Annotated in this window: 10 protein-coding genes; 5 read left to right on the top strand and 5 right to left on the bottom strand. The window is 49.4% G+C overall.

Features of this window, described 5'->3' with window-relative positions; genetic code table 11:
* Positions 1-70 precede the first annotated feature (70 nt).
* The 4 genes from pheS to IQ235_RS07210 all read right to left on the bottom strand — a co-directional run bounded on the left by pheS (position 71) and on the right by IQ235_RS07210 (position 3,993).
* Positions 71-1,072, bottom strand: a complete 1,002-nt coding sequence (gene pheS / locus IQ235_RS07225) for a phenylalanine--tRNA ligase subunit alpha (protein WP_264320811.1) — start codon at positions 1,070-1,072, stop codon at positions 71-73.
* An 860-nt stretch (positions 1,073-1,932) separates the two neighbouring features.
* Positions 1,933-2,382 carry a T3SS (YopN, CesT) and YbjN peptide-binding chaperone 1 gene (locus IQ235_RS07220; RefSeq protein WP_264320810.1) on the bottom strand — a complete coding sequence of 150 codons (450 nt, stop codon included), beginning with the start codon at positions 2,380-2,382 and terminating at the stop codon, positions 1,933-1,935.
* Between the two features lie 286 nt (positions 2,383-2,668).
* On the bottom strand, positions 2,669-2,881 hold the full coding sequence (gene thiS, locus IQ235_RS07215; protein WP_264320809.1) for a sulfur carrier protein ThiS: 213 nt from the start codon (positions 2,879-2,881) through the stop codon (positions 2,669-2,671).
* A gap of 20 nt (positions 2,882-2,901) precedes the next feature.
* On the bottom strand, positions 2,902-3,993 hold the full coding sequence (locus IQ235_RS07210; protein WP_264320808.1) for a thiamine phosphate synthase: 1,092 nt from the start codon (positions 3,991-3,993) through the stop codon (positions 2,902-2,904).
* A gap of 651 nt (positions 3,994-4,644) precedes the next feature.
* On the opposite strand from IQ235_RS07210, the gene IQ235_RS07205 reads away from it, so the two are divergent.
* On the top strand, positions 4,645-6,429 hold the full coding sequence (locus tag IQ235_RS07205; protein ID WP_264320807.1) for a DUF1565 domain-containing protein: 1,785 nt from the start codon (positions 4,645-4,647) through the stop codon (positions 6,427-6,429).
* Positions 6,430-6,897: 468 nt separating this feature from the next.
* On the top strand, positions 6,898-7,470 hold the full coding sequence (locus tag IQ235_RS07200; protein WP_264320806.1) for a hypothetical protein: 573 nt from the start codon (positions 6,898-6,900) through the stop codon (positions 7,468-7,470).
* A 370-nt stretch (positions 7,471-7,840) separates the two neighbouring features.
* On the opposite strand, the gene tnpA is transcribed toward IQ235_RS07200, so the two are convergent.
* Positions 7,841-8,242, bottom strand: a complete 402-nt coding sequence (tnpA, locus tag IQ235_RS07195; protein WP_264320805.1) for an IS200/IS605 family transposase — start codon at positions 8,240-8,242, stop codon at positions 7,841-7,843.
* A gap of 77 nt (positions 8,243-8,319) precedes the next feature.
* Here tnpA and IQ235_RS07190 point away from each other — a divergent pair, with 77 nt between their 5' ends.
* The 3 genes from IQ235_RS07190 to IQ235_RS07180 all read left to right on the top strand — a co-directional run.
* Positions 8,320-9,597, top strand: a complete 1,278-nt coding sequence (locus IQ235_RS07190; RefSeq protein ID WP_264320804.1) for an RNA-guided endonuclease InsQ/TnpB family protein — start codon at positions 8,320-8,322, stop codon at positions 9,595-9,597.
* Positions 9,598-9,680: 83 nt separating this feature from the next.
* Positions 9,681-10,127: a riboflavin biosynthesis intermediates N-glycosidase gene (ybiA, locus tag IQ235_RS07185; RefSeq protein WP_264320803.1), complete on the top strand. Its 447-nt coding sequence runs from the start codon at positions 9,681-9,683 to the stop codon at positions 10,125-10,127.
* 682 nt (positions 10,128-10,809) lie between these two features.
* Positions 10,810-11,979: GAF domain-containing protein (locus tag IQ235_RS07180; protein ID WP_264320802.1), on the top strand; the 1,170-nt coding region annotated here is incomplete at its 3' end.

Below are 11,979 nucleotides of genomic sequence, written 5' to 3'. Positions count from 1 at the left end.
TAGTTAAAGGTGTAGCCCCCGAAGCCTCAATCGCCTCAATCGCCCCCGATTTTCCAGTTTCCCCCTGCTCTTAAAACTGGCGCAGGAAACGCAAGTCGCTGTTGTAGAGGCGGCGAATATCGTCAATTTTATGGAGTACCATCGCAAAGCGTTCCACACCGAGTCCAGCGGCAAATCCGGTGTAGACTTCGGGATCGTAACCGACGGCTTTGAGGACGTTGGGATCGACCGTGCCGCAACCCATCACTTCCAACCATTTACCCTGCCACCGGACATCCACTTCGGCAGAGGGTTCGGTGAAGGGGAAGTAACTTGCCCGGAAGCGAATTTCCACGTCGCCAAAAATTTGCTTGAGGAACTCTTTGACGGTTCCTTTGAGGTCGGTGAAGGTCAAACCGCGATCGACGGCTAAAATTTCAATCTGGTGGAAGGTTGCCGAGTGGGTGGCATCGACGGTATCGCGCCGACAGCAGCGACCGGGGGCAATGATGCGAATGGGGGGTTCGTGCTGTTCCATGTAGCGAATTTGCACCGATGAGGTGTGGGTACGCAGGAGGTTCCCATCGGGCAAGTAGAACGTATCCTGCATATCGCGGGCGGGATGGTCGGGGGGCGTGTTGAGGGCCTCGAAATTATAGTAGTCCGTTTCCATCTGCGGGCCGCTGGACACGGTGTAGCCCAAACCGACGAAGATATCGATGACCCGATCGATAATCCCGTTGAGGGGATGGACCGAACCCTGGGGACGGAGAATTCCGGGCATGGTGACATCGAGGGTTTCTGCCGCCAGTTGGGCTTCGATTTGCGCCCCTTGCAAGCTCGATTTCTTTTGCTCTAGGTCAGTTTGGAGGGCTTGTTTGAGTTCGTTGGCAAGTGCGCCGATGCGGGGGCGATCGCTTTTGTCGAGTTTCCCCATACCTCCGAGGATTTTGGAGAGTTGACCCTTTTTACCGAAATAGCTGACCCGCAGTTGTTCGAGGTCGTCGAGGGTATCGGCAGCGGCGATCGCTTCTCGGGCGGTATCGCCCAAGTCGGCGAGTTGGGTTTCAAGATCGGTGAGGGTCGTAGTCATTGGAACCGGAGACGGGAAGTATCTTTAAGACCTCATTTTAACGCCAAACTGGGTGTTCGCTCGGAAGATTTCCCATAGGAGATCGACTCTGACGTTTGGCTTCGAGATTGGCGATCGCCAAATTTTGGCGATCGCCGTGTCGATTCTGACCTTTTTATAGCCAAAAGCTTAGAGTTGAAAACTTATCGATAACTTTTTGTATTTCAGGAAAATATTTAATTAAATTTGATTGATTTTTTTTTGAGATTTATATTAATTCTTTCTGAAAATCGTATTTAAGCTTTTTAGATTGAGTTTCTTTAAGATTTTAAATTAGCTTGATTGATGTGCTGCTTTTTACTTCTTAATATCTAAAGTATAGAAACTCAAGATTAATTGAATGCCACTCTCAAAAGTTATCGCAAACAGCGCAATTTTCGGTTCCATCGTTCTCGCAGCTTCTCTTGCAGCTATTGCTCCCGCTTCTGCTAACCTGCATTATTCATGAGACCCTTCTCCAAACAGCCGAAAGCCTTCAGTATCAGTCGATCGGTGAGTTTTGTCTTCATCACAGTTTGTAATCGATCGACAATTCCCGAATTCAACGACTGTTAAGGGTTTGAGGCATTTACGCTCGGCGTTGTGAATAATCCAGGCTAAAACAGCTATTTACAATTGGGACGATGGAGGTGTTATTGGTTTGGGTGCGTCTTCTCTAAAGCGTCGCAAAGCTTAACTCTCTAGCTCGAAAGTTGCTTGCTCTACAACAACACAATTAATAGATCGACGGCGAACGATATCGTTCGCCATTTTTTTGGACTCGATCGCCGACAAAATTGTCCGACCCCCCTCGAGTCTGTAATTGGGTCTGTAATTTGGGTCTAAATCGGTCGATCGAGGGCGCGTTCTCCTCCCCAACGTTCCACGATGCGATCGTCGTATTCATCGGCGGCTTCCAACACCGCCACTACAGACGCTTCCAGCTCTTCGGGGTCGCAAGTCGAACCGACAATTGTATGCTCGAAGAGAATATCGCCATTGGCATCGGTAGAAAATGCGCCAAACCGCATTTCGGCATTTTGCCGCAGTAGAAAGTTGAGCAGCCCCGGTTCTAGAGACGCACCGGTAACGACGCGCGATCGAGTGTTGATGATGGTATCGTCGAAATCTTCACCCCAAGGATAAATACGCACTTCTACCCAAGCCGAACCCAAGAATAATCCAAAACCGGGTTCGTCGAGTTTTTCCCAAGGATATTGGTCGAAGAGTTCCTCCATCCACCCGGCAACTTTGTTGTAGGTGGTTTGTTGTGCTGGGGTCAAAAATTTCATCTTGGTTGCGTGTATACCGGAATCTGTCCGAAATCTCCAATTATTTTACGATGCTGGCTAGCACTCCACCACAGAAATGATGGCGGGTAATTTTGTAGGGGCAAACCCAGCGGTGAAGTGCTCGTGCGATGGAAAAATCGATCGATTCTAAATTTTTAAGTTTTCAGTCTTTATCCCTCTTCTGGCACTTTCTGAAGTTCTAACGAAATTCCGTCATGACAGCCAACGACACCGAACCCGAGAATCAGGGTTCGACCCCCATTTTTCGGAGTCTGACACAAGAGGGTTATCCTCCCCCCACGATCGTCACGATTTCGAGTCTATCTCCATTCTGCATTTGCGTGGTTTCCCAAAATTGCCGATGTAAAATTTCGCCGTTGTATTCCACTGCAACCAAACGGGGATTGAGATTCATCTGTTTCAATAAATCGGGTAAAACCGTGTTTGGGGGACAAGTCTGGGGTTCTCCATTGACTTGTAAAGCGATAGAAGTATCCATAAATGAAGAATCCTGTAGAATTAGCCTCGATCTGATTCGCTTTGAGTTCCTTCAATCTGACCCATGGTATCGAGCCAAGCCAGTTGAGAGAGAAAATACTGAGTGGCCAACATCGGTTGTTCTGCTTGGACGATGGCTCGCACGACTGCAACCCGTCGCGCGCCGGCAGAGAACACGGAATGAATATTGTTCATATCGATGCCACCGATGGCAAACCAGGGAATGGGAGAGTTCGCAGCAGCGTGGCGGATGTATTCCAAACCCGCCGGTGCTTTTCCGGCTTTTGTGGGGGTTTCGTACACCGGACCCACTCCAATATAATCGGCACCTTCATCGATGGCCTGTTTCATTTCCTGGGGGTTGGTCGTGGAACGACCGATAATGCGAGAAGCCCCCAGCAGCTTGCGGGCAAAGGAGATCGGCACATCTTGCTGGCCCAAATGTACCCCGTCCGCATCCACGGCTAGAGCTAAGTCTACCCGATCGTTGATGATGAATAACGCCCGATAGCGATGGCAAAGTTGGCGAATCGCACTGGCTCGCTCGATTCTCGTGATGTCGTCGGCATCTTTGTCGCGATACTGAACCAACGTTAGCCCCCCTTGTAGGGCTTTTTCGACAATCCCCAACAGATCGTCGTTGGGAGACGTAACCAGATATAACGGTGCCTGCTGTAATTTCTGCTGGCGACCCTTGGCGAGCAATTGACTTTCGAGGGCGTACGCGCGATAGCGCATCTGTTTGAGCGCGTCACCCATTTTCGGTTGGTACAGTTTGCCGTATTCTTCCAAGACCCGCAATGCTTCTTGAGTCCGGCAAAGATTGGCGATTAGTACCTGTTCGATGTTCGTGCGTTCGCGCTCTTGGGGGTGAGTCAACTCCGTGCCCGGATCTCCTGGGGTATCGCGCGCTTCTCGCAGTTCGGCAGTATGCCAACTCGCGAGGGCTTGGCGCAATTCCTTGCACTCGTTAGTCAGGGCGCTACTCTCAAGGCCGAACCGACACCATTCTTCGACAATGCGCAATCCTTCGCGGGCGCGATCGAGATTGGCATCTAAAATGCGACCCAGAGCGGGTGGAGCAAATGTGCCCCAGTTAGTTGGCTCACCCATGACAAATCTCCTAACGTTGCGAATCTTAACAATTAGCGATCGCCTTTTCTGATACCGTACTGGCATTCAAAAATTTAAGCGACAATCGCGCGATCGACTCGTCAAAATTGTGCCATTATTAAGCACGAGATCGAACATTTTATAGGGTGTATCTTTGAAAAAAGTCGCGATCGGCTCTTTTTAGATCTTCAAAAGAGTCCCTTGAGACTCCATCTAAATGATTGAAAACGATCGCGCCAGCACGGGAATCAGGATAAATGTGGTTTGTACGATCGCTCGCTCGAAGCTCTCTGGAAATCTCATGGTGTGGTGTTTTAGAATCTAGAGTCGGATCGATATAGAGGAGTCTAGACCGGAAACCGGTGACTGGACGTGAAAAAAGTAGACCTAGACCTAGCCGGGTCTGGCACGATCGTGCTGGTGTACGGATACGACTGGGAATCGAAAGTGGAGAGGGGGAAGGAAAAATCAAGAACGAATTATCCCCGCCCCTCTTTATGTATGACGTTTTGAGATGGATGAAAATCCACACTAAAGCTATCGCATTGGGAAAGAGCCGTGAATGTGTCTGCGTCGAACTTCAAGTTTATCTTTTGGAACGATATTTTTTGTCAAAATTCCCAGGGTCGACATCCACGCGATCCCGTACGGTTGACCTTTTCCCTGTTAGTGAGTTTGGGATGTGGTGCGATCGCTCCCTGGGTATGGGACTCTTCGGTTCTGGCGGCTGAGTCGCCGCCTGCATCGCCGATCGCCTTCGAGGCGGATGCTCGATCGGCAACTGCGATCTACGTCGATCCCGATTCGGGAGACGATCTCGATGGTAACGGTCGCCCCGACGCACCTTTTCGGAGCATTTCTCATGCTTTAGAAGTTGCTGGAGAGGATGGAACGGTGATCTTAGCACCGGGTCAATATAAGATCGAGACGGGAGAAACATTTCCCCTGCGCCTTGAAGATGGCGTTACCGTTCGGGGCGATCGCAGCACGCGAGGAGACGATATTGAAATATACGGGGGGGGATTCATCTTCGAGTCGGCAGCCGAACGTCGAAACGTCGCGATCGTTGCGGCCGACTCCGCCACTTTGATCGGTGTGAGTGTAACCAATCCCCACGATCGAGGTTACGGCGTGTGGATCGAATCCGGGAGTCCGAGAATTGTCAGCAATCGGTTTCGCAAGAATCCCCAGGATGGGATTTCCGTTCGCGGGAACAGCACGCCGCTGATTCAAGATAATGAGTTTCAAGACAACGGAACCCACGGTATTACCATTGCCGGAACCGCTCAACCGGATGTGCGAGACAATGTATTTGAAGAAACGGGATGGGGGATTTATATCGCCCAAAACGCCGCCCCTTTAGTGATTGGCAACCGCATCACCGACAACGAGGATGGAGTGGTCGTCCAACAAAACGGGGAACCGGTGCTGCGAGGGAATTTAATTGCCGATAACGATCGCTATGGATTGGTGGCGATGGCTCAATCGCGATCGAATCTGGGAACTCCCGACGATCCGGGGGGCAATATGATTCGCGACAATGGCGAGGACGATTTGCACAACTCTTCCCGGCAAGCAATGGTGGCGGCTTTTGGGAATCAAGTGTCTCCCGATCGAACCCGAGGTGATATCGACTTTGGTTCGCCAGAACCGATCGCACCGGAACTGCCAGAACTCGAATTGGTCAGCGCGTCTGCGAGCAACTCTGCCCAAACTGCCGGAACTTCGATTCCGCTAACGCCAAATCGCCTGATTACCTTAGCCACCCCATTAGACTCGAAAAATTCCCCCAGCGCAGAATTTTCGCCCGCCGCTGCCTCCAGTTCTCCGACAGTGCCACCGTCGCGACTCGATGGTGTGAATCTAGAGTTACCGCCTCCCAATCTATCGGTTTCGAGGAGACCGAATGCCAGAGCGAGTTCGATGAAGCCACCGACCTCGCCTCAAAGTCCGCAATTCTTGCCGAATGTTTCTTCAACGCCAACGATTTTGCCAGTTTCTGGGTCTCCGGCTGAAAATTTTAGCAGTCCTCGATCGGTTAGCGAACTAGTGCCGGCATTGGGGCCGCTACCGGTTCCAGGGCCCAACGCTCCCGTTGGCAATTCTGGAGAGGTGTCGATCGTTGCAGTGCAACCTCCATCGAATTATGTACCGTCAAATGACGTATCGGGTATGCCCCCGCCCCAACTTATCCCGCAATCTGCCGCATCTCAACGGACGACGAGTATCGAAACGCCCTATCGGGTTGTCGTTGAGGCGAGCAGCATTCGAGATCGGGCGCTAGTGCGGTCGATCGTTCCCCAGGCGTTCGATACCAAAATCGGCAATCGAGAAGTCATACAAGTCGGTGCGTTTGGGGAGCGAGATCGGGCGATCGCGTTACTTGAAGAGTTTCTCGATTTGGGGTTGGATGCCCGTATTGAGGAAGCCGAATGAGAATAACAGATTCGCGAATCTCACACTTCTTGCAAGCTGAAGTGAATCCGGGATAAAGACTGATGGGGAGAGACCGTTACGCGGTCGAAAAGATTGACTGTGAACCAGTTATTGTTTCTAAGCGCCCATATCAACTCACTAAATCGGCTTTAGATAAATTTGAGTCTCACATGACTTCTAAGGCGCTCTCTAGAAAAGAAAGTACAACCGATTTTCAGGGAAATATTCTGTCTCGGAAATCACCCAAATCGCAATTGACTACAACTTTCACATCTTCGATCGAAAAAGAAACAGCATATTTTTAGATTTTTTTCTGTATGCACTGATTCTAATTTTTTCGATTTTGGATTGTGTCTATATATATCTATGCTTTTTCAAGCATAAGTTTTTTTAATTCTACATTAAGTTGAAAAAAAGATATATCTGTATTAGGATTAAGCTTTGAAATTTGAGAGGAGTAATTTCGATATGTCTGTATCTTTATTGACAACCCGAGAGCGAGTTTTTTTGGCACTCGTTGCTACAAGCTTTACAATGGTTGCCGTCGGGCCTCTCAATGCTGCTTCAATTACAAATGACCGCGAAGATTTCGATTCGATCGTAGCTCAGGAGTATGAGGAGATCGAAGACACCGAAGCTGTTGAAGAGACTGGAGAATTTGAGGCTCTCGAAGAAACTGGAGAATTTGAGGTTTTTGAAGAAACTGAAGACACCGAAGCTGTTGAAGAGACTGGAGAATTTGAGGCTCTCGAAGAAACTGGAGAATTTGAAGTTTTTGAAGAGACGGAAGACACCGAAGCTGTTGAAGAGACTGGAGAATTTGAGGCTCTCGAAGAAACTGAAGACACCGAAGCTGTTGAAGAGACTGGAGAATTTGAGGCTCTCGAAGAAACTGAAGACACTGAAGCTATTGAAGAAACTGGAGAATTTGAGGCTCTCGAAGAAACTGAAGACACCGAAGCTGTTGAGGGAATTGATATTAGAGAGGTGATTGAAGTCATCGAAGATGTTGAAGAAGTTGTTGAAGAGGTGATTGAGTAATCAAATCCCTACTTTTTTGGACAAGATTTTATTTTTAAACTGATAAGCTAAGACGGATCTTTTCACTCGATCTTGCCACTGAAATGCCTGGCAGATTAAACGAATCAATTCTATCGATCGCGCATTGAACGATGCCGATCGATTTTTACTAGAACGATAAATTTCTCTCTCTAACTCCGATCGAAGTCGCGATCGTTGCCGAGATACTTTCACAAAAGCTCAATATTTTCCCCTTTATCCAAATAGAGAGCGAGCCAAAACCCCCGCGTTTCAACCCCAAAGGGGTTCAGCAATCGCTCATGGGGGAAACCCCCAAGACCGCGTTGCATCACCGGGGGATGTAGGCGAGCGGAAGAGGGGATTTATCCCCCTAATAGTGGTGAGGGTCGTTAATATAATCAGTAATCGTAGCGCTACTGACCTTTTCAGTCGTGTCGTAGAAATATGCGTGAGTCCAGAGGGTGGGCAACTTCAGCAGCTCCGGAAACTCTTGACGGAGTAGCCGGGACGATCGTCCCTTAAAAGCTTTGACAACCTGATTAATTGCAACAATCGGGTCGTATTCAACAAGTAAATGAACGTGGTCAGGAGCGATTTCAAGCGCGAGAATCACCCACCCCTTTTCTTTTGCGACATCCGAGAGTATGGCTGATAAGCGAGTTTTCACTTTACCAATCAGGACGCGCTTTCGTCTTTTAGGTATCCAGACCAGATGAACCGTTGCCCTTCCTACTGTATGACGGGTCTTGCGATACTGCTTGTCATCACTCATGTTGATAGCGACTTTCTATTGACAAACTCAGCCTATCATGTCACTCTGTATATAGGTCGAACTCATAAACAATCCTCATGCTGATTTACGAAGCAAAATTAATCGGAAAACCCAATCAATACAATGCTCTTGATGGAGCGATTCGCACGGGCTTGTTCGTTCGTAATTCCTGCATCCGTTATTGGATGGACAACAAAGGCATTAGCAAATACGACCTCAATACCTACTGTAAAGTTCTAGCTGATAATCCTGAATTCCCCTGGGCACGTCAGCTAAACTCAATGGCTCGACAAGCTCACGCCGAACGTGCTTGGGCTGCGGTATCTCGGTTCTTCGACAACTGCAAGAAGCGCACCGCCTACGGCGAATCGCATTCGCCATGTAGACGGAGCAAGAAAGGTAGACCTGGTAAGAAAGGGTATCCACGGTTTAAGAAAAATCAGCGACGAGGAACGGTAGAGTACAAAACGTCGGGCTGGAAACTCAGCGATGACCGCAAGTACATCACTTTCACAGATGGTTTCAAGGCGGGTCGGTTCAAGATGGTGGGGTCTCGCGACCTCGGTTACTACAACCCAAAGAAGGATATTAAGCGGGTGCGAGCTGTGCGTCGAGCCGATGGGTACTACGTCCAGTTCGGGGTTAAGTGCGACCGCTTTGCTGATGTAGAACCCACCGGGCGCGCCATCGGGTTAGATGTGGGCTTGAAAGAGTTCTACACCGATTCTAACGGTGAGACGACACCGAATCCCCACAACTACCGCAAGTCGGAGCGTCGCTTGAAGCGATTGCAACGCCAAGCATCCCGAAAGCAAAAAGGGAGTCACAACCGGCGAAAAGCTGGCTCGAAAGTCGGGCGGCAACATCTCAAAATCCAAAGGCAACGTAAAGACCACGCCGTTAAGTTGGCGCGGTGCGTAGTTTTGTCTAACGACTTAATCGCCTACGAGGATTTAGCCATCCGCAATTTGGTCAAGAACCGTAAACTTGCCAAGTCCATCAGTGACACTGGCTGGTATCAGTTCCGGGTCTGGCTTGAATACTTTGCCCAAGTTTTTGGCAAGGTGACTGTCGCCGTCCCCCCGGCATACACCAGCCAAGATTGCTCTGAATGTGGGAAGCGAGTCAAGAAGTCACTTTCGACCCGCACGCACGTTTGTGAGTTCGGCTGTGTTCTAGACCGCGATGAGAATGCAGCCCGAAACATCCTCATAAAAGGACTACGTACCGTGGGGCACACGGGATCTAAAGCTTGGGGAGATCTAGACCTCTGCTCTCTATCAGAAATGATGAGCCAGCCCGGTCTTGGGGGAAACCCCCATGAGCGACTGGTGAACCCGAAGGGTATTGAGTAAGTCCGGATCGTAGAACCAAGAATCCCCCATCTTTTAAGTGGGGGAGTGTCAAGAAATCGGAGTGTTGCGCGCGCGCGATCGGTATGACTATCTATTTTTATAAAGTGAGCGATCCTTATGGCTGTTTTTCAAACTTTTCTCCCCACAGTATCGATCTGGGCGGACGAAATTGGCAAACTGTCGAGCATTATTACCAAGCCCACAAATTTCTCGGTACTACGGACGAACCTCTCATGGTTGCGATCCGAAATGCCCCAACACCAGAAGAGGCGGCACAGTTAGGTCGAGATCTCGCCCGCACCTGTCGTCCCGATTGGCCTTTGGTGAAAACTGTGGTGATGCGAGAGGCGGTACTAACCAAATTTCTGACCCACGCAGATATTCAACAGATTTTACTGGCAACGGGAGATGAATCGATCGTAGAGGACTCTCCGAGAGATTACTTCTGGGGTTGCGGTTTAGATAAAACCGGTCAAAATCACCTCGGACAAATTCTGATGAGCGTGCGCGAGGAAATTCGCCATCGGTAGCGGCAATGGAAACGATCGAGGAATATGGGATGGAGAGGAGAGACGTATCAGACACAATTAGGGTGAAAATAAAATGCAGCAGAAAAGATAGCAATCGCCACATCCGAGATTGACATCCACTCTCCAGTCAATTTCCTCTACAACCGATCTCTAGATCGGTAGGGGGTGTAGGGTGGGAGTCATATGACTGTCGATCGCGCGAATACGGTACGATTGACGTATGCAGAACCAGAATCAAAGATCTTGCGTTTTGTAGATATCGAAAAAATCTCAGAAATCGAGAATTGTGAAATCGATCGACTTTTCTGGAGAAAAAAGCATTTGAATTGTCGGCTATTTATTTTTATCGAAACAGAGATCTAAATATTATTACATCTATTTTTTCCCGAGACGTAAATTATTTTTAATTAATACAGACTGCCTAAAAGGTTAAATTATTATTTATAATATGAAAATCTCGTTCTCAGGCGAAATTCACGATACAGAAGTAACGTTGTGTTGTTGGTGCGAGTCATTTACCTCTTTGAGACAAAATGTGGGCGATCGAGGATGAAGAGGATGGGGGTCGCTCGCTTTGCCTTTGAGGACATAGCACGCGAGCGAGTTCGGAATTTCGATGGATAATCGTGCATCTCGCTCGACGCGAGCTAACGGTCAACGTTAGGAAGGAAGGTTTACACGAATGAAAGAAAGCACGACAGCACCGCCCAAGCAATTGGAGCGGGAAGTGTTGCTACACCGTATTACCCATCGCATTCGTCAGTCTTTAGAACTCAAAGAAATTTTAGCGACGACGGCTTTGGAAGTGCGGTCGGTTTTAGGAACCGATCGGGTGATGGTGTATCGGTTTCGCGAGGATGGCAGTGGCAAAGCAATTGCGGAATCCATTGACAACGATCGCTTACCATCCTTGCTGGGGCTGAGTTTTCCTGCCGATGATATTCCCGAGAAAGCTCGAGAAATGTTTGTCAAGCTACGAGTTCGTTCCGTCGTCGATCGCACCGCCAATTCCATCGCCCGCAGTTCGTTAGTGGGAGAAGGACGCGAAGATATCGACGATCGTTCTCTCGATCCCTGCCATCGAGAGTATCTTGAAGCCATGGGGGTCGCCTCCTCCCTAGTCGTCCCCATTTTGGTCAATGAGGAATTTACCCCCGACGATCGACCGCGCCGAGATCCGCTATGGGGGCTACTGGTATCCCACCATTCCCAACCGCGAGAAATTTCTCGCGCCGATCTCGAACTGGTGCAAATGGTGGCCGATGGGGTCTCTCTGGCGATCGCTCAGTCCAATCTCCTCGCGCGGGCGAGAGCCAAAAGCAAGCGAGATGCTACCATTACCCAAATTGCCACATTACTCCACGCCCAACCGACTATCGAACTGAGTGCCGCCCTCGAAGGAACGGTTAAAGCCCTAAACGGTATTGGCGGTCGCTTGTTTCTCGGTGCTGACGGTCACTTAGTTTGTTGGGGAGAACAACCCAAACGCAGTCGCCAAAGTCAACTCGAAGAATTTTGGTCTCAATGGGATCTCAAGTTGGCACCAGAGGTCGATCGCATTCATGCCATCGACGATATTTATATCGCGCCCTATCTAAATCCAATCGTGCCGGCGTTTCTTTCTACATCCATTCGCGGTCTGCTCGTGTTACCCCTACAATATCGCCAACAGCATTTGGGCTATTTGAGCGTATTTCGTTCGGAAGTCGAAACCGAGCGTTTGTGGGCCGGACGTTTCAACCCCCGAGAAAAACAACAGCGTCCCCGACAGTCTTTTGATACCTGGCGCGAGAAAAAAAACGCTCAAACGCAACCCTGGATGACCGAAGATCTCGAACTGGCGACGGCATTG

This window comes from Zarconia navalis LEGE 11467 (genome assembly GCF_015207075.1).
In the GTDB taxonomy this organism is placed as follows: domain Bacteria; phylum Cyanobacteriota; class Cyanobacteriia; order Cyanobacteriales; family Geitlerinemataceae; genus Zarconia; species Zarconia navalis.
This window is presented reverse-complemented; position numbering and strand designations above follow the sequence as displayed.

Excerpts from the sequence above, each read along its gene's own strand:
- tnpA (WP_264320805.1), bottom strand. The coding sequence starts at position 8,242 with ATGAGTGATGACAAGCAGTATCGCAAGACCCGTCATACAGTAGGAAGG.
- pheS (WP_264320811.1), bottom strand. The coding sequence starts at position 1,072 with ATGACTACGACCCTCACCGATCTTGAAACCCAACTCGCCGACTTGGGC.
- IQ235_RS07210 (WP_264320808.1), bottom strand. The coding sequence starts at position 3,993 with ATGGGTGAGCCAACTAACTGGGGCACATTTGCTCCACCCGCTCTGGGT.
- IQ235_RS07220 (WP_264320810.1), bottom strand. The coding sequence starts at position 2,382 with ATGAAATTTTTGACCCCAGCACAACAAACCACCTACAACAAAGTTGCC.
- IQ235_RS07190 (WP_264320804.1), top strand. The coding sequence starts at position 8,320 with ATGCTGATTTACGAAGCAAAATTAATCGGAAAACCCAATCAATACAAT.
- thiS (WP_264320809.1), bottom strand. The coding sequence starts at position 2,881 with ATGGATACTTCTATCGCTTTACAAGTCAATGGAGAACCCCAGACTTGT.
- IQ235_RS07200 (WP_264320806.1), top strand. The coding sequence starts at position 6,898 with ATGTCTGTATCTTTATTGACAACCCGAGAGCGAGTTTTTTTGGCACTC.
- ybiA (WP_264320803.1), top strand. The coding sequence starts at position 9,681 with ATGACTATCTATTTTTATAAAGTGAGCGATCCTTATGGCTGTTTTTCA.